The organism is Bifidobacterium ruminantium DSM 6489, assembly GCF_000770925.1.
GTDB classification, from domain to species: Bacteria; Actinomycetota; Actinomycetes; order Actinomycetales; family Bifidobacteriaceae; genus Bifidobacterium; species Bifidobacterium ruminantium.
This window is the reverse complement of the sequence record NZ_JDTK01000001.1, coordinates 117,118-141,242: the sequence shown is the minus strand read 5'-3', so window position 1 is coordinate 141,242 and position 24,125 is coordinate 117,118. Positions and strand designations below refer to the sequence as shown.

Below are 24,125 nucleotides of genomic sequence, written 5' to 3'. Positions count from 1 at the left end.
CTCACTCGTTGTCGGAACCGGAATCGTCGGCATCTTCCGAAGCGTCGTCCTTGACGGCATCCTCGGAATCGTCGTCAGCGTCCCTATCGGCGTCCTCAGCCGGCTCATCGTCGGATTCGGCGCCCTCCTTGGCTTCCTTGGCGTCGAGTTGGGTCTCGTCGTCGGTCTCGCCGTTCTCGTCCACAGCCTCGGAATCATCCTCATCCTCGTCTTCCGGCGCGTACTGGGCGTCGTCCTCGGAGATGCCGAGCTTGTCCATAAGCTCGTCGTTCAATTCCTGCATGTCGTATTCGATGACCAGATCATCGGAGGTCTCGTCCTCATCGGCATCGGCATACTGCAGTTCGAGCTTGTCGAGCAGCTGGTCGAGCGCGACGGCCTCATCGGAACGGCCAGCCTGCTCGAGGAAATACTGTTCGGCCTGCACCGCACGCATGCGGTACTCTCCGGCCAATCCCTTGGAGCGTCCCAGCGTGTGCACGATCTCGATGGCCTTGTCCCACATCTCGAGATCGCCCAACGCGCCCGCGTACACCAAGAACATCTCAGCCTTGGATTCCCCGCGCAGATACTTCGCATCGTCGCTCATGGCCACTTCGATGGCCTTCTTCGGATTGCCGACGCCACGTTCGCAGTCGGCGATGAACGGCAGATAATCAGGGAAGCCGTTCATACGGAACGCGGTGCGGAACTCACGCAACGCAAGCTTGTAGTCGCCTTGGCGGTACGCCACGAACGCGAGGGTCTCGCGTGCGAAGTCGATGCGGGAAGCCTGATGCGCTACCCACTTGGCATGTTCGAGCGCCAGTTCGGGATCACGTTCCTCAAGCGTGTAGGCAGCGAGGATATGCAGACCGATGTTCTCCGCGTGCTCCTTGGACAATCCGCGCAGACGCTCGCGGTCATCGCTGGACAGCATGCTCCATTCGATGCCCTTCGGCATCTTCGGCTCGCCCGGACGACGATGGGTGTACGGGTTCTGCGAGGGGAAGCTCATCGTGCCGTCGGAATTGCGGCGGGGCTTCGACAGATACTCGCCACGCTTCGCCTCGCGGTACTCCATCTTCTCTTCACGGGTGAATTCGCGACGCTTCGTGCCTTCCGTACGCTGGTCGCGGTCCTTGTGGGAATCGCGACGCTGGCCGTCACGACGGAAATCCCTGCGATCGCCGTCACGACGATCATCACGACGGAAATTACGACGCTCACCATCACGACGCTCGCCATCACGACGCTCCCCGCGGCGGTCATCGCGGCGGAAGTCTCTGCGATCGCCGTCCTTGTGGAAGTTGCGGCCGCCACGACGCTCACCATCGTCACGGCGGAAGTCACGACGGTCACCGTCATGACGGAAATTACGACGCTCGCCATCACCATGGCGGTCGTCACGATGGAAATCCCTGCGATCGCCGTCACGACGGTCATTATGACGGAAGCCGGAACGCTCGCCATCACGCTGGTAGCGCGGATTGTCGCCGCGATTGCCGCGATAGCCGCCGCGACGGTCGTCACGACGCTCGCCATCACGGTTGAACTTGCGCGGACCGTTGTGGAAACGACGCTCCTGGCCTTCGCTTTCGCCGTCGCGATGGAAATCGCGGTCGCCACGACGGTATCCGCCGCCATTGCCCTTGCGATATCCGCCCTTACGGTCATCGTTGTGGAAGCCGCCGGACTTGTGTCCGTAGGACTTGCCGCCGTTGCCGCGCGGCTTGAACCCCTTGCCGCCCCGGTTGCCCGGCCTGCCCGAGCCGTAGGACTTATGGTTGCCGTAGGACTTGCCGCGTGATCCGCGCTGTTCTTCTGCCATGCTATTCCTTATTGGTATTGAAATACTTGCGATTGATTACTTACGATTATTTTGCGCAGCTCAGGCGTTTTCGACGACGCCAAGCGCCTTCTTACCACGACGGATGAGCGCGAAACGACCATGCAGGAAATCTCCATCCTGCAAGATCTGTTCCTCGTCCGTGACACGCGAATTGTTGAGGTACACGCCACCGGATTTGATGGTCTTGCGGGCTTCGGAGATCGACTTGAACAGTCCGGCCTTCATACCTGCTTCAGCCACACGGTCGCCGGCGGTGACCCTGGCGAATTCGCCATCGACCTTCATGCCGTCGATGGCCGCCTCGAGCGTGGACTCGTCGATATCGGCCAAGTCGCCACCCCGGCCGAATAACGCACCGGCCGCCGCAATCGCCTGGCGGGTGGCCTCCTCACCGTGCACGAAACTGGTGACCTCCCATGCGAGGGTACGCTGCGCCTCACGCGCGCCCGGATTGGTCTTACTCTCCTCGACAAGACGTTCGATCTCGGCCTTCGGCAGGAAGGTGAACGCCTTGAGCAGATTCTCCATCTCGCTGTCGGGACGATTGAACCAGAACTGGTAGAACTTGTACGGACTCAACATGGTGCCGTCCAACCACACGGCGTTGCCTTCGGATTTACCGAACTTCTTGCCTTGGGCATCGGTGATAATCGGGCTGGTAAACACGTTCACGTCCACGCCACGAACCTTATGAATCAAGTCAAGTCCGGAGGTGAGGTTGCCCCACTGGTCGGAACCGCCGATCTCCAGCGTGCAATGGTATTCATCGAACAGGTGCAGGAAATCATTGCCCTGCAGCACCTGATAGCTGAATTCGGTGAAGGAGATGCCTTCCTCGGACTTCAGGCGGCGAGCCACGGTGTCCTTGGCCAGCATGGTGCCCATGCGGAAGTTCTTGCCGACGTCACGCAGGAAGTCGATGACGCTCATCTGCGCGGTCCAATCGTAGTTGGACACGAAACGCACCGGATTGCTGCCCCCGGTCTCGAGGATGCCGCCGATCTGCTTTTTCAGACGGTCGGCCCAACCGGCCACAACGTCCTTCGGATTCAGCGTGCGCTCGCCTGACTGGCGGGGGTCTCCAATCAGACCGGTGGCTCCACCGACCAGCGCGATCGGATGGTGTCCGGCCGCCTGCAGATGGCGCATGTTAATGAGCTGCACAAGGTTGCCGATATGCAGGGAGGCCGCGGTCGGATCGAAACCGCAATAATAAGTGATGGGCTCTCCGTTCAACGCTTTGGCGAGTCGATCCCTGTCGGTGGACTGGGAAATCAACCCGCGCCATTCCAGTTCATCGAGGACGGAGTCGAATCCGGCCTCCTTGAAATCGATGACGTGAGCCATAACAGTGTTTCTCCCTATCGAATTGTGGACATTACCGCGTTTTACGCATCCTACAGTTTCGCAGAAGATACAGACAGCCAACGTCCAGTCATTCCCGTGCAGGTATGTCAGCCGAGTCATATGCCGGTAAAGTTGAAGACAAATGTCTCGTTATTGAGGAGAAGGGACAGGATATGGACCGCAAATCCATGAAAGTGAAAGCAAAGTCGGCTTTCAAAAAACATTATTGGATGATCGTCGTGATTTGCCTGTTCGCATCGGTGTTCGGCGTGGACTACACCTCATCGACATGGTCGCTGGATCTCGCCGCTCCGACGGACACCGTCCAGACATCGCAGGGAACGGCACGGTCCTCCGGTCTGACAGACATATTGGGCGAGCTTGTCGTCGGCAATGAGGTGACGGCACGCAAACAAGCCAAGCACAACGAGGAGCAAATCGTCAGAAACGACACCAACGCCGTTTTCGGACGCAAGCGGGGCGTGCTCGCCACGCTCATCAACTCCTTCTCATCCGGATCGGTTATCATATCCATCTTCGATGCGGTCAATACCGTCGTGTACAACGGAGGCGCGGCGGTGGTCGTCCCGGTCGTATTGGCCATGATCGTCTACATATTCGTATGGCTGTTCATCAGGCAAACATACAAAATCGTCATGTGCCGAATGCTGTTGGAGGGCCGCTCCTACAGAAAGCTTCCGGCAAGCCGGTTCCTGTACCCGATCCACACCCGCAAATGGTTCCGCATGGCATGGATCATGTTCGTGACCTCCGCGTTCATGTTCCTCTGGTCGCTCACCATAATCGGAGGATTCATCAAGAGCTATTCCTATCGTATGGTTCCCTACATCGTCGCCGAGAACCCGAATATCGGCGCATTGGACGCCATCAACCTGTCGAGGCGCATGATGAAGGGGCACAAGTGGGAATGCTTCGTGGCCGACCTGACATTCATCGGATGGTTCCTGCTTGATTCGATCACTCTCGGTCTGAGCGGCATCTTCTATTCCAATGGGTACAATGCGGCGTTCTTCGCCGAATACTACGTGTATGTGCGGGCTTTGGCGAAACAGGCCAATCTCGATGGCGCCGATCTGCTTTGCGATGAGTGCCTGTATGCCAAGGCGGATCCGGAAACGGTCCGCAACGTCTATGCGGACGTGGCGAAAGCCGTCAATGATCTCGAAAGCCGGCTCGCTCCGGCGCCGAAGCCCCAGGGGCTGGCCGGTTTCCTGTCGGAATGGCTTGGCATCCGTATCCTGCATGCGACGTCCGTGAACCGGTACGAGGAGTATCGAGAGGATTCGTTGCAGCTGCAGATCGGCAAGGACGTGCTCAACGGTGATGTTTATCCAGGTAGGCTCGCTCCGGCGCCGATGGCATACCGGTTCCGGGAATCCAGGACCGTTCGTTCCAGTCGAAGCTATTCTCTGGTCAATCTGGTTATGATGTTCTTCATTTTCTGCTTCGTCGGCTGGATTTGGGAGGTAAGCCTCGCGTTCATCTCCGAAGGTATGTTCGTCAACCGCGGTACGTTGCATGGTCCATGGCTGCCGATCTACGGTACTGGTGGCGTGATCATCCTGGTGCTGCTCAAAAAACTCCGCGAGAAGCCAGCGCTCGAGTTCCTTGCCGCCATGGTTTTGTGCGGGGGCTTGGAGTACTTCTCGTCCTGGTATCTGGAACAGACCCATAATGGACAACGCTGGTGGGATTACACCGGCTATTTTCTTAATCTCAACGGACGTATCTGCGCCGAAGGTCTGCTGACCTTCGGTCTCGGAGGCTTGGCGCTCGTCTATCTGTTGGCGCCGGCTTTGGACAATCTGCTCAACCGTCTCGATGTCAGGAAACTTGCTGCCGTAGCTGCAGTGCTGCTGGTGCTCTACTGCGCCGATCAGGTGTATTCCGCACAGCATCCGAATATCGGCGCCGGCATCACTGATTACAAAGGTTCGGACACCTCGCAGATATCGTGACCGGGTCTGGTTCACGTGCCGCATATAACGCATTCGCCCGCTGATGGTTTTCAGCGGGCGAATGCGTTAACGAGCCCGTTTCGTTTCGGACGATTACTTGCGGCGCAGCATTTCGCGTACGGTCTCGATGATTTTGCTGTACTTGGTGGACTCTGTGGAACGCATACGGGGGAAGGCGTTGATCATTCGGCGCTGCTGCCTGTTCAGCACGGACGAGGTAAGCCTTTGCACATTGGCCGCGATTTCCTGCGATGACGTCGAGAAATCATGCATTTTGTCGCGGAACGCTTCCCTGCCCCACTGCCAGGAGTCGCCGGCCTTCTCCGCATAGGTCTGCACGGTCTCGCTGAACTTGGCGAGATTGTCCGACAGGTCGATGACGCCAAGCACGGTGACGATGGTGTCGGCGAGGACGGCCACGGCGCAGACCACACACATCACATGCATGGCGATTGGAGGGATCATGGCGGTGAGACGTTCCACCTGCGGCTGGACCAGATCGATGATGGCCACGCCTCCGAAGCCGAATACGATGGCGCCGAGCAGGCAGATCCTGCCTTGAATGTTGAATCGGAAATGGCTGTAGTCCCACCATCGCGCGTGGAACAGTTTCTCCATTCCCCAAGAGGTGACATATTCAAGGACGCTTGCGCCGAATGAGGATATCAGAAAAATCAGAATCGGATTCGTGAAATCGTGCAGCAGCACGATCGCAAGGACGGCTCCGCAACCATAGATCGGGCAAATAGGACCATTAAGGAAACCGCGGTTGACCGGCTGGCGCTCTGAAATGGATACGAGAATCGATTCATATACCCAGCCGATGAACGAATACAGAAGAAACCATAGAAAAAGTCGTTCGAGAGTGAATGTCATCAACGGCGCCTTCCATGATCCGGTTTGCGCAATGTCTTGTCGAATCGGTCGAAGGAAAGCGTTTCTTGGGTGGCGCTGATCTTATCCGCGGCGGTCACCAGATATCCCTCGATGTATTTCGGTGGGCACGGCGTCAACGGGAACATATGGTTCATGATGCTGTCGCGTTCGATTCGATTGAGTTTGAAATCGTGGACGGCGTTGCGCATGGCTGTGCTGCCATGGGTGAAGCCATGCAGTCGATGGGACCCTTCATCCCAATCGTGCCAATCATACAGGAAGTAATCGTGGAGCAAAGCGGCGCGAATCAGCGAATGCAGGTCGACACGATGCCATAGGTGCAATCTGTCGGCCAACCATACGGCCAGGCATGCCACGCGGATGGAATGAGCGAACGTGGTGACCACGCCATGCTGGTAGCAGGTCCGTTCGATCTGCATATGCTCATGTTCCAGGATCTCCCGTCCATGTACATGGACCAGTCGTCGTATCTGCACGCGTGTCAGCAGCACCGCTTTGCCTTCTTGATCGTCAGTGTGTTCCTACTTGAGCAGTGATTCCGGCGTCTTGTATGCCGGGCCGTCGCTGATGGAATTGGCGAAGGTCCTCAACTGTTCGATGGTGGATTTGGCGGCGGCAATCTGCTCGCGCACACGCAGCGGCGAAGTGCCGCCCTTGCCATTACGTGCTGAGACGGATCCTTCGGTGGACAGCACCTCGCGTACCTGCGGGGCCTTTTCCGCAGGCAGGAAGTCCTTGAATACGGAGATGAAGTTCTCATCCGTCAAATCCCATAGCTCCTGACCACGGTCCTCGGCGATTTTCACGCACGCGCCGGAAAGCTCATGCGCATGACGGAACGGCACGCCGTTCTTGACAAGCCATTCGGCGATGTCGGTGGCGAGAGCGAAGCCGGTCGGAGCTTCGGCCTCGAGACGTTCCTTGTCGAAGACCATGGTTCCGACCATTCCAGTGAACGCCGGCAACAGCACCTCAAGCGTGTCCACTTGGTCGAAGACCGCCTCCTTGTCCTCCTGAAGGTCACGGGCGTACGCGGTCGGAAGCCCCTTGAGCGTGGTAAGCAGTCCCGTCAGGTCGCCGATAAGGCGACCTGACTTGCCTCGCGCAAGCTCGGCGATATCCGGATTCTTCTTCTGCGGCATGATGGACGAGCCGGTGGAATAGGCGTCATCGAGACGCACGAAGGCAAATTCCTGCGTGTTCCAGATGATGATCTCTTCGGACAAACGGCTCAGATCCACGCCGGTCATGGCGGCGATGAACGAGAATTCCGCGACCAAGTCACGGCTGGCGGTGCCGTCGATGGAGTTGGCGGTCACCTTGGAGAAGCCCAATTCGCGAGCCACGGCCACCGGTTCGAGACCAAGAGTGTTGCCAGCGAGAGCGCCGGAACCATACGGGCTGGCGTCGATGCGCTTGTCCCAATCAGAAAGACGCTCCACATCGCGCAGCAACGGCCAAACATGGGCCATGAGCTGGTGGGCGAGCAGCACCGGCTGCGCATGCTGCATATGCGTGCGACCCGGCATGACGGTGCGTCCGGCCTTTTCGGCCTGCTCAATCAACGTGGACGCAAGACCAAGCAGCATCTTCGCGATGATTCTGCTATGGCGGCGAAGCCACATGCGGATAAGCGCGGCAATCTGGTCGTTGCGGGAACGGCCTGCGCGCAGCTTGCCTCCGAGTTCGTCTCCCGCAATCTGCAACAGGCCACGTTCAAGCGCGGTAGCCTCGTCCTCATCGTCCTCGATCGGGGTGAAGGCACCGGAATCAACACGGCGCTGCAGCTCGTCAAGGGCATCCTCCATACGCTGCAGTTCATCGGCGGTGAGCAGACCGGCGCGGCCGAGCGCGCGGGCGTGGGCGCGTGAACCTGCGATGTCGTCATCGGCGAGACGCCAATCGAACTGGGTGGATTTGCTCAGGCGGGCAAGCTCCGGTGACGGGCCGGACTTGAAACGGCCGCCCCACAGGGCGAGGTGCTCACCATTGGTAGTGCTCTCGGTCATTGTTCTTCCAAATCTCCTTGCGGACATGACTGAGGGAGAGCATACCAGTCAGGATGGTCCCACCGGTACGCTCTCCCCCATTATCAGGACGATTCACGGCATAATCGCCGACGTATCGTCACTCGACGCTATTCTCCGGAACCTCGATGCCGTTGCCGAACTTGACATCGCGGGCAGCCGCCACGCGGCTCGGCAGGCCATAGATGTCGATGAAGCCATTGGAGGACTTCTGGTCGAAGCTGTCACCGGAATCATAAGTGGCCAGGCTGTAATCGTACAGCGAGCTGTCGGAACGACGTCCGGTCACGACAGCGCGGCCGCCGTGCAGAATCATGCGGATCTCGCCGGACACGTACTTCTGGGTGTCCTCGATGAAGGCGTTCAGGGACTGGGTGGCCGGAGAGAACCACTGCGCGTCGTAAACCAGCTCGGCCCAACGCTTGTCGATGTCGCGCTTGATGCGGTGCTGCTCGCGTTCCAGACAGCAGTTCTCAAGCTCCTGGTGGGCCGTGATCAGGGCCACCGCGCCTGGCGCTTCGTACAGTTCGCGGGACTTGATGCCGACCAGACGGTCTTCGATCAGGTCGATGCGGCCAATGCCCTGGGCACCGGCACGACGGTTCATCTCCTCGATGGCCTGCAATGGGGTGACGTCGTGACCGTCGATCTTGACCGGCACACCCTGCTTGAATTCGATGACGACCTCATCCTCGACCGGCGGGAACGCCGGATCGTCGGTGTAGGAATAGCAATCCTTGGTCGGACCGTTCCACGGATCCTCAAGGAAGCCGGTCTCAATGGCGCGGCCCCACACGTTCTGGTCGATGGAGAAGGGGCTCTTCTCGGTCTGCACGATCGGCAGCTTGTGCTCCTTGGCGAACGCGATTTCCACATCACGGGTCAAGGACAGGTCACGGATCGGGCTGATGGCCTTCAACGTCGGATCGATGGAGGCGATGGAAACCTCGAAACGCACCTGATCGTTGCCCTTGCCGGTGCAGCCGTGGGAGATGGTGTCCGCGCCGAACTGGTGGGCGGCGCGCACCAGATGCTTGGAAATCAGCGGACGGGAAATGGCGGAAACCAGCGGATACACGCCTTCGTACATGGCGTTGGCCTTCAGAGCCTTCATGCAGTATTCGTTGGCGAACTCATCACGGGCGTCGACGACATACGCCTCGACGGCGCCGCAATCCAGAGCGCGCTGCTTGATGGTTTCAAGGCTTTCGCCACCCTGGCCGACATCGAGGGACACCGCCACGACATCCTTGCCGGTGCGTTCCTTCAGATATGAAATGGCGACGGAGGTGTCAAGACCACCGGAGTACGCCAGGACGAGACGATTCTGATCGCTCATGGTTTCCCTTTCTAACATCCAATGTTATTCATCAGTATATGCATAACACTGTATATTTATGCATCTTTGGTGCGTCGTGTCCAGTATATGGTTATCTACGATTTGGAAGCCACATCGAGCAGCCATTGCGCGCGGCGCCCCGCGGTATCGTCATCGGCGCAAATCACCATGACGGTGTCGTCGCCGGCTATGGTGCCGAGCACTCCCTCAACGGGCTGCTTGTCTATGACGCTCGCCACGTATTGCGCGGCGCCCGATGGCGTGTGCACCACCACCAGATTGCGTGCGGCAGCCACCGAAGTGACCAATCCGGACAGTACGCGACCGATCTGCTGCTCCGCCTTGCCGTCAGGATTGGCCGCTGGGTGATCCTCGACTCCCGTCTTGCCAACGGCGTAGGCCACAGTTCCGTCGGCAAGACGGGTTTTCGTGGCGTGGATCTCATCGAGGTCACGGCTCAGCGTGGCCTGCGTCACCTCGATGCCCTGGTCGGCGAGAATCTGCGACAACTGCGATTGGGAGGTGACAATACGCGTCAGCAGCGCCTGCTCAATGGCACTCAGCCGAGCGGTCCGTGAAGCAGGACGCTGCAGTGCGGGGGTACGATCATTCATCAGACCAGGAGGCTTTCGTCGCCACGAGCCTTGCCGGCAAGCCAAGTGAGCAATGCCTTCTGCGCGTGTAGACGGTTGCCGGCCTCGTCCCAGACCACGGACTGCGGTCCATCGATGACCTCGGCGGTGACTTCCTTGCCGCGGTACGCCGGCAGGCAATGCTGGAAGATGGCGTCATCCTTGGCCTGAGCCATAAGATCGGCGTTCACCTGGTAATCCCAGAACGGCTTCGAACGGATGGCGTATTCCGCTTCCTCACCCATGGAGACCCACGTGTCGGTGAACACACAGTCGGCGTCGGCAACAGCCTCCTTCGGATCGGTGGTGACCAGGATGGATCCACCGTTCTCGGCGGCGATGGCCTCAGCATCAGCCACGATCTGCGGATCGGGCAGGTAGCCGTATGGACCGGCCACGCGCACGTTCATACCAGCGACGGCGCCTCCCAGAAGGTACGAGTTCGCCATGTTGTTGGCGGCATCACCTAGATAGGCTATGGTCTGGTTCTTCAGGTTGTCTACACCGCCGCGATGTTCGGCGATGGTCTGGAAGTCGGCGAGGATCTGGCAGGGATGGAACTCGTCGGTCAGCGCGTTGACCACGGGATGAGTGCTGTACTTAGCCATCTCCTCCACACGGTCCTGGCCGAAGGTGCGCCACACCACGCCGTACGACATACGGTCGAGCACGCGGGCGGTGTCGGCGACTGGCTCGCCGCGGCCCAGCTGGGATCCGGACTTGTCGATCACCAGCGGATAGCCGCCGAGTTCGGCCACGCCGATGGAGAAGCTGGAGCGGGTGCGGGTGCTCGGCTTGTCGAAAATCACCGCGATGCCCTGTGGTCCGGCGAACGGCTGATGGTAGAAGCGATCCTTATGGAACTTGATGGCGAGTTCAAGTACCTGCTTCTGCTCCTCATGGTTCAGATCATCGTCGCGCAGCATGTGGCGCAGTTCGGGTGTTGCCATGGAAAGGCTCCTTTCGATAAATGGTTGTGGCCGATGTCAGTCGTTGGGCAGGTCGGCCGGAATACTGGCAAGGATGGACACCGCCTGGTCAACGTCCTGCTCAGTGACGATCAGCGGTGCTGCGAGACGCAATGCGTTCGGCGCGACGGCGTTGACGATGAGACCATGCTCCAAAGCCCAGTTCATGGCCGCGTGTGAACACGGGTGCGCAAGCTCCACGGCGTCGAGCAGTCCGCGACCACGGACGGAGGCGAACAGCGGATTGCCACAGGAGGCGATGCCGTCGCGCAGTTGTTCGCCACGCGCCTCGGCGTTGGCCACAAGGCCTTCCTCCTCGATGACGTCCAATGTGGCCAACGCGGCGGAGGCGCCCAGCGGATTGCCTGCGAAAGTGGAGCCGTGGGAACCCGGGGTGAACAGCGCGGACAGTTCGGCGCCGAAGGAGATCATGCCACCCATCGGGAAACCACCACCGACGCCCTTGGCGAAGGTGATGATGTCCGGCGTTACGCCGCCGGAAAGATCCTCACGCTGGAACGCGAACCATGAACCGGTGCGACCGATGCCGGTCTGGACCTCGTCGATGATGAGCAGCGCCTTGTTCTCATCGCACAGTTTGCGGGCCGCTTTCACATAGTCCGCGCCGAGCGGCATCACACCGGCCTCGCCTTGGATGAGCTCCATGATGACGGCGGCGACCGGACCCTTGCCATACTTGCCTTGGCCGGTTTCGGCGAAAGCATCGTGTAGAGCCTGAATGTCCCCGGCCTCGACGAATTCGAAATTCGGCACCAGCGGCTCGAACCGCTCGCGGATGGCGGGTTTCCAGGTAGCGGACAACGCTCCCATGGTACGTCCGTGGAATCCGTGGGTCATGGAGATGATACGTGCCGGTTTGCCGCCGATCTCGGGTGACGCGCCCGGAAGGGTGCGCCCGTAGAGTTTGGCAAGTTTCAGCGCTGCTTCGTTGCCTTCCGCTCCGGAATTGCCGAAGTAGACGCGGGATCCTTCCGGAGCCCCGGCCAATTTGACGAGTTTGGCGGCAAGCTTGATCTGCGGCTCGGTAGCGAAGTAATTGCTTACATGGGCCGCTTTGGCGGCCTGCTCACTGACGGCCTTCACCCACTTCGGGTGGGCGTAGCCGAGCGCGTTGACTGCGATACCGGCAAGGAAGTCGAGGTATTCATTGCCGTCGACGTCCCAGATGTGGGCACCCTTGCCGTGATCCATCACACGCAGGGGCGTGCCGAACACGTTCATATGCACCTGGGAGTACTCCCCCAACCACTTGGAATCTTCGGAACCAAGCGTTTCCAATTGTTCAGTTGCCATAGGAACTCCTCATTTCGATACCGTCCTCGGGCACGACCATGGTGCCGATGCCGTCGGTGGTGAAAATCTCGTTCAGGATGGAATGCGGCTTGCGCCCGTCGATGATGTGGGCACGTGGCACGCCGCCGTCGATGGCGCGCACGCAGGCTTCCATCTTCGGCCGCATGCCGCTTTCTAGGTCGGGGAGCATATCGCGCAGATTCTCCACGCCGATGCGGCCAATCAGGGAGTCACGGTCCGGCCAATCGGCATACAGACCGTCGACGTCGGTCAACACGACCAGCTTGCTGGCTCCAAGGGCCGCGGCAAGGGCGGCCGCGGCGGAGTCGGCGTTCACGTTGAGCACTTCAGTGGCATCGTCTTCATTCGGAGCCACGGAGGAAACCACCGGAATACGTCCGGCGTTGATTAGATCCTCCACGGCGGACGCGTCGACGCTCACCACGTCGCCGACCAAGCCGATATCGGTGGGCTTGCCGTCAATGACCGGTTTGCGCTGCATGGCCGAGAACAGGGCGCCGTCCTCGCCGGACAGGCCGACCGCGAATGGACCGTGCGCGTTGATCAGGCCAACGAGTTCACGGGACACCTTGCCGGTCAGCACCATGCGGACCACATCCATGGCTTCCGGAGTGGTGACACGCAGGCCGCCCTTGAATTCGGACTTGATACCCAGGGCCTTAAGCATTTGGGATATCTGCGGACCGCCACCGTGCACCACGACCGGGTGCAGTCCCACCTGGCGCAGGAACACCATGTCTTCGGCGAAGCAGGCTTTCAGATGATCGTCGATCATCGCGTTGCCGCCATATTTGATGACGATGCGCTGTCCGGCGAATTCCTCCAGCCACGGCAGCGCTTCGATAAGCACTTCCGCTTTCTGGTCGGCGCGCAGGTCGGTGTGCACGTCGAAATGGAATCCGGGTCCTTTGAGTTCTTTGGCCATTCCTATTCGATCAGCTTTCGTAGTCAGCGTTGATGTGTACGTATTCGTGGGTCAGATCGTCAGTCCAGACAGTCGCTTCGGCGTCTCCGGCGTTCAGGTCGATGTCGATGTGCACCTCGCGTGGGGTCATGTCCACTTCGGAGCGGTCGCGTCCGGCTCCGCCGTTTTCGCAGATGCGTACGCCGTTAACGTCCACCGTGACCTTTTCGGAATCGTATGGTGCGACGTCGGGCGGCACGGTGCCGAGGGAGCTGACGATGCGGCCCCAGTTCGGATCGTTGCCGGAGATGGCGCATTTGAGCAGATTGGACGCTGCGACCGCGCGGCCGCATGCCAGAGCGGCTTCTTCGGTGGTCGCGCCGGTAACTTTGACACGGATGCCATGGCTTGCGCCTTCGCCGTCGCCGATGATCTGGCGAGCGAGCGAGGCGGTGGCCTTGGCCACGAGCTCGTTGAACTCGTCCGGTTCCGGTTCGATGCCGGACGCGCCGGAAGCCAGCAGCAGCACGGTGTCGTTGGTGGACATGCAGCCGTCCACGTCGATGCGGTTGAACGACATTTCGACTCCGGCGTTCAAGGCGGCTTGAAGCTGTCCGGCGGTCACGACGGCATCGGTGGTGATGACGCACAGCATGGTGGCCAGCTGCGGGGCGATCATGCCGGAACCCTTGACCATGCCACCGATACGGAAGCCGTTGGAACCTTCCAGCTCGACGGTTTTCGGCTTGGTGTCGGTGGTCATGATGGCGTGCGACGCATCGGCTCCGGCTTCGGCGGTATCGGCAAGGGTTTCAAATGCCTTGTCCGCGCCGGACAGCACGTTGTCGAGCGGCAGCAATTCGCCGATGAGACCAGTGGAACATACGGCCACGTCTTCGGCTTTGGCGCCGATGAGGCCGGCGACCTTTTCAGCGGTGGCCTTGGACTGCTCGTATCCTGGCTTGCCGGTGCATGCGTTGGCGCCGCCGGAGTTCAGAATCACGGCCTTCACATGGCCGTCGGCCACGACTGAACGCGACCACTGCACCGGAGCCGCGCAGAAGCGGTTCGAAGTGAACACGCCTGCGGCGGCGTCAAGCGGTCCATTGTTGACCACGAGAGCCAGATCCTTCTTGCCTGCGACCGCGGAAATACCGGCCGAAACTCCAGCCGCGGAAAAACCTTGTGCGAACGTTACGCTCACGGTGCTACTCCAATCTTCGTCAATCCTGCATCCTCAGGAAGTCCCAATGCCACATTCAACGATTGCACGGCCTGCCCGGCGGTGCCTCGGTTGAGGTTGTCGATGGCCGCGAATGCCAGCAGGCGGCCGGCATGATGGTCGACGACCACTTGAATGTGGGCCGCGTTAGAACCGATGATGTTGGCGGTGGCCGGCATCACGCCTTCAGGCAGCACCACCATGAAATCCTGGCCTTCGTATGCGTCCAGCCAGACCTGGCGGATCTCGGCATCCGTCATGCCAAGCGCTTTGTCGGTGAGTTTGGCGGAAACGGTGGCGAGAATGCCGCGCGCCATCGGCGCGAGAATCGGCGTGAAGGCGAGGGTGTAATCGTCTGCCTCCGCAGCACTCTTGCCGGCCGCGTGCGCGAAGTTCTGCAGGATCTCCGGAATGTGGCGGTGCGTACCGCCTACCGAATACGGCAGTGCGGAGCCGAACGCCTCAGCCGCAAGCAGATTGGTGCGCTTGAGGTTCTTGCCGGCGCCGGAATAACCGACCACCAAATCAGCCACGATGTCTTTCGATTCGACAAGACCCTGCGCAATGCCCGGTTGCAAAGCCAGCGTGGTCGCAGTGACGTTGCAGCCCGGTCCCGCAATGCGCTTGGTGCCGGGAAGCGCTTCACGCTGACGGCTGTAGGAGCCGTCAGCCGCGACGCCGGTGATGAGTTCCGGCATGCCGTAGGTCCAATGCTGGTAGAAGTCACCGCCGTAGAACGCGTCCCACGCGCTCTTCTCCTCAAGGCGGTGATCGGCACCCAGATCCACCACCACGGCATTCGGGTCAAGCTGGGAGGCCAATGCTCCGGAAGCGCCATGAGGCAATGCCAAGATGATCACGTCATGGCCGTTGAGCACTTCCGGCGTGGTGTCCTCGACCACGAGGTCCGCCAACTGCGGAATGTGCGGCATATGCTTGCCAAGCTTGTCTCCCACCGAAGAATGTCCGGCGACGCAGGTCACTTCGAAATTCGGGTGTGCCGCGAGTATGCGCAACGCCTCACCACCCGCGTATCCAGTCGCGCCGGCCACGGCTACCGTGTATTTGGCCATGTCACGTCTCTTTTCCTTGACTCGTTGAAACACATTCAGCATACACTTTATGCACTACATTGCATAATTATGCAGTTCAATCGTGTCGGATAGTGGCCACCGCCCATAACGGGACCGTTCAGACGAACATAAAAAGATTGGTTTCAGGCGGAAATCGAGCTGGAATCACCACTTTGGCCACTGCCACCGAACATGTACTGCATCATCTGGTTATACAAATCGGCTGTGGAAATGCCGTGAACCGTCATCCAAATCACCGCAATGGTGTACAGCACGTTGATAATCAGCGCTGCCACGCCAAGCGCGTAGCCTTTCATATGCAGTTTTTTGGTACGCCACATGGCGATGGCGCCCATCACCGCAGGGATGACCGGTACCGGCAGGAATAGTGCGAACACGAACGAGATGATCGCATAGCTATCCCAATGGCCGTACAGGGGGTTCTGGCTGGGATCATTCGGGTTGATGGGATATATGCCGGGCTGTTGGTATGGATTCGGCCCATACTGGCTTGGCCCGTATTGATTTGGTCCATACTGATAGCCATTGGGCTGGCCTGATTGCTGCCGTCCCGATGCATCATATGGATTCGCCGGATACCCGTTCTGCATATACGGATTCGTCTGCGGCCGCTGCTCCGTTTGTTGTGCATCGTCCTCCGGCTTGGGCTGTTCGGGAGCCCCATACATGTATGGATTGTAGTTCGCCGGATACTGGTTGGACATCGCGCCATATTCAGGCTGGTTGTACTGTCCGAATTCCGGCTGTGCCGACTGGTCCGACGACGAAGACGACGAAACCGGAGCAGCCCCGGCTGCCTCCTGCCCTTCGTCGGGGTTGATCGGCTGGTTCTGCTCCGGTTCGTTCATGTCGTCCTCTTTATCTTTTTGGTTACTTCGATGGACTTGACGTGTCAGGCACGCAGTTGCGCGCCCAGCTTCGCGGCCGCATCCACGATGCGCTTGCGAATGGCTTCGCTGTCCTCGGAGGTCAGCGTCTTGTCCTCAGCGCGGAACGTGACGGCGTATGCGAGGGAATTCAATCCCTCACCCAGCTGATCACCGGTGTACACGTCGAACAGGTCGATGCTTTCCAGGCTGTTGCCGGCGGCTTCGACGATGGTTTTCTCGAGTTCGGCGGCGGTGACGTCCGTAGACACGGTGAAGGCCAGATCCTGCTTGACCGGCGGGAAGGTGGAAATCGGCTTGGCCTGCACCGGCTTGCCGCTCAACGTGGCGAACAGCGCGGTCAGGTTCAGTTCGAACGCGGCGGAATGGGCCGGGAAGCCCAACGCTTCGTTGACATGCGGGTGAAGCTCGCCGACCATGCCGACGAACGTGTCACCTGCCATCACACGTGCCGCACGGCCCGGATGCCACTGCGCGGGTACGTCCTCAGCCTTCGGCTGGTCCAACGTGAGCTTTGCGCCAATGCGGTCGGAAATACGCTGCACGGCTTCAACTGCATCAGACCAGTCCACGGCACGACGTTCGCCCAACCATCCGGAGTCGACGGCGTTGCCGGTCAGAATGCCGGCGACGTGCATCGGCTGGTCCGGCAGACCTGCGTCAAGCGCGGCCAACTGCTCGTCGGTCGGCTTGACGGCACCCGGCAATGCCGGAATCGCCGGAGCGTTCGGATCCCACAGGTAGACGTGTCCGATTTCGTACAGTGACACATTCTCCGCTCCACGACGCAGGTTACGCTGCACGGTCTGGGCGAGTGTCGGGATGATGTCACGACGCAGGAACGGACGGTCACCGGCCAGAGGGTTCGCGATTTCGACGCTGACCTTCTTGGTCTCATCGGCATCAAGCGCGAAATTCTTGTAATCCTCATCTCCCACAAACGGATAGCTCAGGGTCTCCACCATGCCGTATTCGGCGAGTTCGTCGGCGACCTGACGTTTACGCAGCTGCTCGGGAGTCAATCCCACCTTGCCTTCGACCGGCGCCGGCGGCACGGTAACAGGAATCTCGTCGTAGCCGACCAAACGAGCCACTTCCTCGACCAGGTCGCACGGCTCGTTGAGATCCGGACGCCAGCTCGGCGGAGTCACGGAGAACTCGCCGTTGCCGCCACCGGCCACGGTGCATCCAATGTCGGTGAGAATGTCGCTGATGGTATTCACATCAGTGTCGAGTCCCGCCACACGGGCCACTTCGGACGCCTTGAACAGAATCGGGCGACGATTGCCGACGGTGTCGTAGTCTGTCGGATGCTCGCTCGGCTCACCATTGCCGTACTTGACCATGAGTTCGGCCGCCATCTGGGCAGCTGCCGGTTGGAGCTGGTTGTCCACGCCGCGTTCGAAACGGCGGGACGCTTCGGACGGAATCTTGTGGCGGCGTGCGGAACGCGCGATCGACACCGGATCGAAATGCGCGGATTCCAGCAGGATGTTCTTGGTCTCTGCGGTGACTTCTCCATACAGACCACCCATGACGCCGGCGATGCCAAGAACGCGAGAACCGCGTTCCCCGTTCGGCGAATCGGTGATCAGCAGGTCTTCGACGCTCAGATCATGATCCTTGCCGTCAAGTGTGGTGAGTTTCTCACCTTCGTTGGCACGACGCACGACGATGGGTCCTTCAATCTTGTCGAGATCATAGGCGTGCATCGGCTGGCCAAGATCAAGCATCACGTAATTGGTGACGTCCACGGCCAGTGAGATGGAGCGCATGCCTGCGCGGATTAGGCGGCGACGCATCCAGTTCGGCGTGCGGCTTGCCGGGTCGAAACCACGCACGGCGCGCGCGTAGTAGCGATCGCAGCCGACCACACCGTGAATCGGGTTCTTGTCGTCGACGATCACTTCGATGTCGCTCTTGACACCTTCCGGCAGACCCTGAGTGACGGGCACCTTTTTGCCGAGGTCGATTGCGGGATCGGTGTAGATGGCACCGGTGGAATGATGGTATTCACGCGCCACGCCACGGTAGGAGAATGCGTAGCCGCGATCCGGGGTGATATTGATCTCCAGCAACGGCTGATCCAAGTGCAGCAGATGCATGGCGTCATCGCCCGGCTGGAGCTTCTCATATTCCTCCGGCGTGAAACCATAGTTGCGCAGCAGAATGATGCCGTCATGATTGTCGCCCAGACCGAGCTCACGCTCGGAGGCACACATGCCGTTGGAGATATGGCCATAGGTCTTGCGCGGCTCGATCTTGAAATCGCCCGGCAACACGGCGCCTGGAAGCGTCACGACGACCTTCTCTCCGGCAGCCATGTTCGGCGCGCCGCAGATGATGCCGCGCGGCACCTTGTTGCCGTTCTCGTCGATCTCGTTGTACTGGTCTCCGACGTCCACATGGCACCAGTTGATGATCTTGCCGTTCTTCTGCGGTTCCGGCGTCGCATCGACCACGTAGCCGACGACGATTGGACCGGTGACCTGGGAGGCATGGATCTCCTCCTCCTCAAGGCCGACCTTCACCAGATCCTTGGCAAGCTGTTCGTACGTAAGGCCTTCCGGAACCTCGACATGGTCCTTGAGCCAATCAATGTCAACCATTGGCATGGGCAATCACTCCCCCATCACAAACTGTTCGCTGAATCGCACGTCGCCTTCCACCAGGTCGTGCATGTCGTTGATGTCGTGGCGTAGCAGCAACGTGCGCTCCACGCCGACGCCGAACGCGAAGCCCGTGTAGACCTCCGGGTCGAGCCCGGCGGACTTCAGCACATTCGGGTTGACCATGCCGCAACCGCCCCATTCGAGCCAGCCGGCGCCGCCCTTCTTGTCGGGGAACCACAGGTCGAGTTCGGCGCTCGGCTCGGTGAACGGGAAGTAGCTCGGGCGCAGACGGGTCTTGGCCTCCGGGCCGAACATGGCCACGGCGAGCTTGTCCAACACACCCTTCAAATCGGCCATGGTCAGATGCTTGTCAACGGCGAGAGCCTCCACCTGGTGGAACACCGGAGTGTGGGTAGCGTCAAGCTCGTCAGTACGGAACACGCGGCCAGGGCATGCGATGTACAGCGGCACACCACGGGTGATAAGACCACGTACCTGATCGGATGAGGTCTGGGTGCGCAGCACCATGTTGGATCCGACGAAACCAGCGGCATCCTTGGCCTGGTTGCCCTTGACGTAGAAGGTGTCCTGCATCTGACGGGCCGGATGGTCGGGACCGAAATTCAGCGCGTCGAAGTCGTACCATTCGGTCTCAACCTCAGGACCGTCCGAGATCTGCCATCCCATGGAGATGAAGAAGTCCTCCACATCTTCCATCAGCTTCGGCAGCGGATGGCGCGCACCTAGGGGCTTGCGGTTGACAGGCAGGGTCATGTCGACGGTTTCGGCGGCGAGCTCCCTGGCCTCCTCCTCGGCCTTGACCTTCTTCTCCTTGGTGCCGAACGCACGACCGAAATCGGCGCGCAGCTTGCCCATGAGCTTGCCGGCGTCCTTCTTCTGATCCTTGGGCAACGCGCCGATGGCCTTGCTGGCCTGCGTCATCGCGGATTCCGCGCCGGCGTACTGCGTCTTGATGGCTTTCAATTCCTCCATAGTGGAGGCGTTTTCGATTTTCGCGATGCCCTCGGCAACCGCATCAGTTACCGCCTGGGCGTCGAATACCGCACCTTCTGCCACGAGATACCTTTCTTATTTACCCGTTTGTTTTGCGCACAAAACGCGCAATTCCAACGTTTTTTACGACTTTACATTCTTTCAATACGACTCGACATAGCCAAGCTCAGCAGCATCACCGCCGCGCTGGTACCGAGATTGAGCGATTCCGCTCTGCCGTAAATCGGAATCGACACGATTCTGTCCGCACGCTCCAACACTTCCTTGTCCAATCCGCGAGCCTCATTGCCGAAAAGCACCGTTTTGGCCTGAGAAAGCGATTGAGGCACGGCGAGCACATCCGTAAGCGGTTCCGGAGGACGCGCGTCGGTGCCGTACACGTCGGCCGCATAAACGGCAAGGCCACGTTCGGCGCACCAATCGAAATATTCGTCCGTGCCCATGGTGACGACCGGCAGATGGAACAGCGATCCGGCCGTGGAACGGATCACCTTCGGATTGAAGATGTCCACGCAATCGTCGACTAGCACCACACCCGCGCAGCCGGCCGCGTCGGCGGACCGGATGACGGTTCCGGCATTGCCCGGATCGCGCACCTGCCAGAACGCCGCGACCATCGCATGTTCGTCCAAGTCTCCATCGATGACGGCGGAATCAAGGAAGGCGCGCATATCGGCGACGGCAAGCACGCCCTGCGCATCGGAACTCATGCGACGCATGACGTCATGCGTCACCTTATGCACATAGGCGCCGGCCTGCATGGCCTTCCCGGCCATCTGCGCCACACTCGGGGTGATGAAGGCCGCGTCCGGCTCGACGGAGGCGACCTCCACATACAGGTCTTCGACCATGTCGGGATGCCAGGCAAGCAATTCGCGCACCGACTGCGGTCCTTCCACCATGAACCGTCCGGAACGTTTGCGTCCTTTGCGGTCGGCGAGTTCGGCGACCCTGCGGATACGCTCCGCTTTCGGGTTTGCAATGACTTCGGATTTAATTGGCATGCGCATTAGCCTAACACCTTCGAAGCGGTTTGAGACGCGGCCATGTCACGTTTCGAGGCATTCAGCAAACGCCCAGTCACATTCCAGCATCAGCAAAGCATCCTTCTGCCGTACGCCAAGATACGTTTTTTACCATCGGCTTAAACGCCGATCGCGAACGGCGCGAAACATCAACCGATAAAGCATAAGGAAAACCACCATGTTCGTCTTCAGGAACGCGTGGAAAAGTGTCATCCGCAACAAGGGCCGCAACATTCTCATCATCGTCATTGTGACCATCATCGCGGCCGCGGCCACGATCGGTCTCTCCATCCGTCAGGCCGCGGCCACCGCCAGAACGAGTGGCCTGGAGAACACCACCGTCACCGCTCAGATCAGCCTTGACAGAAGCAAGCTCATCAGCGAATCGAGGCAACAGACCACGACGGATTCCGACTCGTCCGAATCAAGCGGAGCCGACGGCAAACCCGACTTCGACGCAATGCGATCCGCGCTGGCCGACAAGCAGCTTTCGCTTGCCGACTACCAGAAATACGCGAAGTCGTCCTCGGCTGTGAAATCCACGTATTACACGGAGACCACCGGACTTTCCGCCACCGACGATTTCCAGCCGGTCAGTGATTCGGACAATTCATCCGAATCAAGCGGAACCGACAATTCCAAGGGCTCTAGCAACGTCTCCGACAGCACCGACGCCTCTGGCAAGCAGAACGGTCAATCCGATGCTCCACCCGACGGCAAGATGAGCGACAGTGGCGGCATGTCCGATCGAGATGGAGGAACCATGGTATCCGGCGACTTCTCATTGGTTGGTTTCTCGTCCGATGAGGCCGTGTCCAACGCGTCCAACGGCAGTTTCACCATGGTTGATGGCAAGGTGTTCGGATATGGATCGAGCAGCGATGACGACGTCATCATCTCCAAATCGCTCGCCGATTTCAACGATCTTTCCGTCGGCGACACCATCACTGTCTCCGACGCCAACGATTCGGACACCACCTACAAGCTCACCATCGTCGGCATCTACAAAAACTCCACCGACTCGTCCCAACAAATGGGGGGACCGATGCGCTCCACAGCCTCCGATCCGGCCAACGCCATCTACACATCCGTGTCCACGCTGAAATCATTGGGACTTGACGCCGACGCCGATTCCGATTCCGCCGCCCAACTCAGCTACACCTACGTATGCTCCAGCAAATCCGATTACGAGACGTTCGCCAAAGACGTCAAAAAAGCGGGCTTGAGCAGCGACTACACCGTTTCCTCCGCGGATGTGGAAAACTACGAATCAAGTCTGGTGCCATTGAACAATCTCTCGAAGTTCGCTCTGACGCTGTTGATTGTGGTGCTGTCCGTCGGCGCGGTCGTGCTGGTGGTCATAACCCTGCTCAACGTACGCGAGCGCAAATACGAGATTGGAGTGCTCACTGCCATCGGCGTGAACAAGGTGAAGGTGGCCGCGCAGTTCACATTGGAGCTGCTCATCGTCACCATGATCGGCCTTGCCGTAGGAGCGGGGGTGGGCGCGGCCGTGTCCGTGCCGGTGTCCAACCAGCTGCTTGCCAGCCAAGTCGAGCAGCAGCAGTCGCAGCAGAGCAGCCAGCGCGAACAGTTCGGCAGGGATATGGCGAAGCCCGGCGATTCCAATGATTCCAAGAACGGTTCCGATTCCGGAGACGGTTCCACGACGGCTGGCGAAAACAAAGGGGATGACGGAACGTCCCAGCGTCGGGCGCAGGGAGGACCGGGCATGATGGGCCGCGCCGTGGACTATGTCTCCTCCGTCAACGCGACCGTCGACCTCAAGGTGGTCGGTCAGCTGCTGCTCGTCGGACTGGGACTGACGCTGGTCGCGACGCTGGTCGCGGTGGTGTTCGTGCTGCGCTACGAACCGTTGCAGATTCTCGCCGACCGTTCCTGACCGCATGACCGCACATCACTTCTTTGAAAGGATTTCCCATGATCACGAAAAACACGAATGTCGTAATCGACGGCGGAACGGAAAAGGACTCGGAGCGGCAATCACGCCAGGCGGACGCGCCGACGCTCCGCCTTGACGACGTCAGCTATGCCTATACCAAAGGCGGCAAACGCGTGCTGAGGAACATGAGCCATGATTTTCATGCCGGCAAGGTGCATGCCATCACCGGACCGTCGGGAGCGGGCAAGACCACGCTGCTTTCACTCATCTCGGGACTTGCCGTCCCCACGGAGGGCAAGGTGCTGATCGACGGGGAGGATTTGGCCAAACGGGACCGTTATCGTTTCCGCAGCCACGATATCGGCGTGATATTCCAGAGTTTCAATCTGCTGCCCAACCTCACCGTCGCGGAGAACATCATCCTGTCGATGGAAGCGTCCGGCAAATCCTTCGACAGACCAAAGAAGGACATCGTCGACGGGCTCCTTGGACAAGTGCATCTGCCCAAGGAGTACGCCAACGAACGCATTCTGCACCTGTCCGGCGGCGAGCAGCAGCGCGTTGCGATAGCCCGGGCGCTCAGCTACGATCCGGCCATCATCGTGGCGGACGAACCGACCGGCAATCTCGACCTCGCCACCCAGGACGACATCATGGGCATCTTCCGGAAGCTCGCACATGATGGAAACCGCTGCGTCATCATCGTGACGCACAGTCCAGAAGTGGCCAAGGCATCGGACGAGGTGTTCGAACTGGCACCGATCAGAAGACGCGGAAAGCGAAACAACTAGGGCATGTTCTAGGAAGATAAAACCATCCAGGCAACGGACGACGGACTGCTTCCCCATCATCGGCACCATGCGGGAGGCTTTCCGTCGTCTTGTCTTGTTGGAAGGTGACGCTACCATTGGGTTTTCGAGTACAGGGGCGCCGAATGCGGCTGAGACGGGCAAGACCCGAACCCTTCAACCTGATCAGGATAATGCCTGCGTAGGGATGGTACCGGTCACATGCATGGCCATTCTCCGTGCAAGTGCGTCTTCTGTGTCTCGACGAATCATCGCAGCATACGGAAAGTGGCAACACGGAAATCGGAGGATGCCCAATGG

At 59.7% G+C, this 24,125-nt stretch carries 19 protein-coding genes and 1 riboswitch; of the genes, 3 read left to right on the top strand and 16 right to left on the bottom strand.

Annotation, left to right across the window (positions count from 1 at the left end; translation table 11 throughout):
- Nucleotide 1: 1 nt before the first annotated feature.
- Nucleotides 2–1,810: a tetratricopeptide repeat protein gene (locus OU26_RS00625; protein WP_026645979.1), complete on the bottom strand. Its 1,809-nt coding sequence runs from the start codon at nt 1,808–1,810 to the stop codon at nt 2–4.
- 60 nt (nt 1,811–1,870) lie between these two features.
- Nucleotides 1,871–3,178 (bottom strand): tyrosine--tRNA ligase, encoded by a 1,308-nt coding sequence (gene tyrS, locus OU26_RS00620; protein WP_033498773.1) that lies wholly within the window; start codon nt 3,176–3,178, stop codon nt 1,871–1,873.
- A 188-nt stretch (nt 3,179–3,366) separates the two neighbouring features.
- Here tyrS and OU26_RS00615 point away from each other — a divergent pair, with 188 nt between their 5' ends.
- Entirely contained in the window at nt 3,367–5,157 is a 1,791-nt protein-coding gene (locus OU26_RS00615; RefSeq protein WP_237743773.1) for a DUF975 family protein, read from the top strand.
- Nucleotides 5,158–5,250: 93 nt separating this feature from the next.
- Here the strand turns inward: OU26_RS00615 and OU26_RS00610 are convergent, their stop codons facing one another.
- From OU26_RS00610 to OU26_RS00545, 14 genes are all read right to left on the bottom strand, one after another.
- Nucleotides 5,251–6,033, bottom strand: coding sequence for a putative ABC transporter permease (locus OU26_RS00610; RefSeq protein WP_026645976.1), 783 nt, complete (start codon nt 6,031–6,033; stop codon nt 5,251–5,253).
- Nucleotides 6,033–6,542, bottom strand: coding sequence for an HD domain-containing protein (locus OU26_RS00605; RefSeq protein WP_026645975.1), 510 nt, complete (start codon nt 6,540–6,542; stop codon nt 6,033–6,035). The genes OU26_RS00610 and OU26_RS00605 overlap by 1 nt, the downstream gene beginning before the upstream one ends.
- A gap of 33 nt (nt 6,543–6,575) precedes the next feature.
- Nucleotides 6,576–8,063: an argininosuccinate lyase gene (gene argH, locus OU26_RS00600; protein ID WP_026645974.1), complete on the bottom strand. Its 1,488-nt coding sequence runs from the start codon at nt 8,061–8,063 to the stop codon at nt 6,576–6,578.
- 118 nt (nt 8,064–8,181) lie between these two features.
- The gene (locus OU26_RS00595) at nt 8,182–9,438 is read right to left on the bottom strand and encodes an argininosuccinate synthase (RefSeq protein ID WP_193345878.1); all 1,257 of its coding nucleotides are present in this window, start codon (nt 9,436–9,438) and stop codon (nt 8,182–8,184) included.
- A gap of 77 nt (nt 9,439–9,515) precedes the next feature.
- The gene (locus OU26_RS00590) at nt 9,516–10,034 is read right to left on the bottom strand and encodes an arginine repressor (RefSeq protein WP_026645972.1); all 519 of its coding nucleotides are present in this window, start codon (nt 10,032–10,034) and stop codon (nt 9,516–9,518) included.
- The gene (gene argF / locus OU26_RS00585) at nt 10,034–11,002 is read right to left on the bottom strand and encodes an ornithine carbamoyltransferase (protein WP_026645971.1); all 969 of its coding nucleotides are present in this window, start codon (nt 11,000–11,002) and stop codon (nt 10,034–10,036) included. The genes OU26_RS00590 and argF overlap by 1 nt, the downstream gene beginning before the upstream one ends.
- A gap of 36 nt (nt 11,003–11,038) precedes the next feature.
- A complete protein-coding gene (locus tag OU26_RS00580) occupies nt 11,039–12,334 on the bottom strand; it encodes an acetylornithine transaminase (protein WP_026645970.1) in 1,296 nt (431 codons plus the stop codon).
- Complete coding sequence (gene argB, locus OU26_RS00575; protein WP_003810291.1) at nt 12,324–13,280, bottom strand: acetylglutamate kinase; 957 nt, start codon at nt 13,278–13,280, stop codon at nt 12,324–12,326. The genes OU26_RS00580 and argB overlap by 11 nt, the downstream gene beginning before the upstream one ends.
- Before the next feature lie 10 nt (nt 13,281–13,290).
- Nucleotides 13,291–14,463, bottom strand: coding sequence for a bifunctional glutamate N-acetyltransferase/amino-acid acetyltransferase ArgJ (gene argJ, locus OU26_RS00570; protein ID WP_026645969.1), 1,173 nt, complete (start codon nt 14,461–14,463; stop codon nt 13,291–13,293).
- A complete protein-coding gene (argC, locus tag OU26_RS00565) occupies nt 14,460–15,554 on the bottom strand; it encodes an N-acetyl-gamma-glutamyl-phosphate reductase (protein ID WP_026645968.1) in 1,095 nt (364 codons plus the stop codon). The genes argJ and argC overlap by 4 nt, the downstream gene beginning before the upstream one ends.
- Nucleotides 15,555–15,697: 143 nt before the next feature.
- Entirely contained in the window at nt 15,698–16,423 is a 726-nt protein-coding gene (locus tag OU26_RS00560; RefSeq protein ID WP_026645967.1) for a DUF4190 domain-containing protein, read from the bottom strand.
- A gap of 44 nt (nt 16,424–16,467) precedes the next feature.
- On the bottom strand, nt 16,468–19,077 hold the full coding sequence (gene pheT, locus OU26_RS00555; protein WP_026645966.1) for a phenylalanine--tRNA ligase subunit beta: 2,610 nt from the start codon (nt 19,075–19,077) through the stop codon (nt 16,468–16,470).
- Between the two features lie 6 nt (nt 19,078–19,083).
- The gene (gene pheS / locus OU26_RS00550; protein WP_026645965.1) at nt 19,084–20,151 is read right to left on the bottom strand and encodes a phenylalanine--tRNA ligase subunit alpha; all 1,068 of its coding nucleotides are present in this window, start codon (nt 20,149–20,151) and stop codon (nt 19,084–19,086) included.
- A 68-nt stretch (nt 20,152–20,219) separates the two neighbouring features.
- Complete coding sequence (locus OU26_RS00545; RefSeq protein ID WP_026645964.1) at nt 20,220–21,092, bottom strand: TrmH family RNA methyltransferase; 873 nt, start codon at nt 21,090–21,092, stop codon at nt 20,220–20,222.
- Between the two features lie 199 nt (nt 21,093–21,291).
- Here OU26_RS00545 and OU26_RS00540 point away from each other — a divergent pair, with 199 nt between their 5' ends.
- Nucleotides 21,292–23,016, top strand: a complete 1,725-nt coding sequence (locus tag OU26_RS00540) for an ABC transporter permease (RefSeq protein WP_033498768.1) — start codon at nt 21,292–21,294, stop codon at nt 23,014–23,016.
- 38 nt (nt 23,017–23,054) lie between these two features.
- Nucleotides 23,055–23,807, top strand: a complete 753-nt coding sequence (locus tag OU26_RS00535; RefSeq protein ID WP_081815607.1) for an ABC transporter ATP-binding protein — start codon at nt 23,055–23,057, stop codon at nt 23,805–23,807.
- Nucleotides 23,808–23,929: 122 nt separating this feature from the next.
- Nucleotides 23,930–24,032, top strand: a riboswitch (TPP riboswitch).
- Nucleotides 24,033–24,125 lie beyond the last annotated feature (93 nt).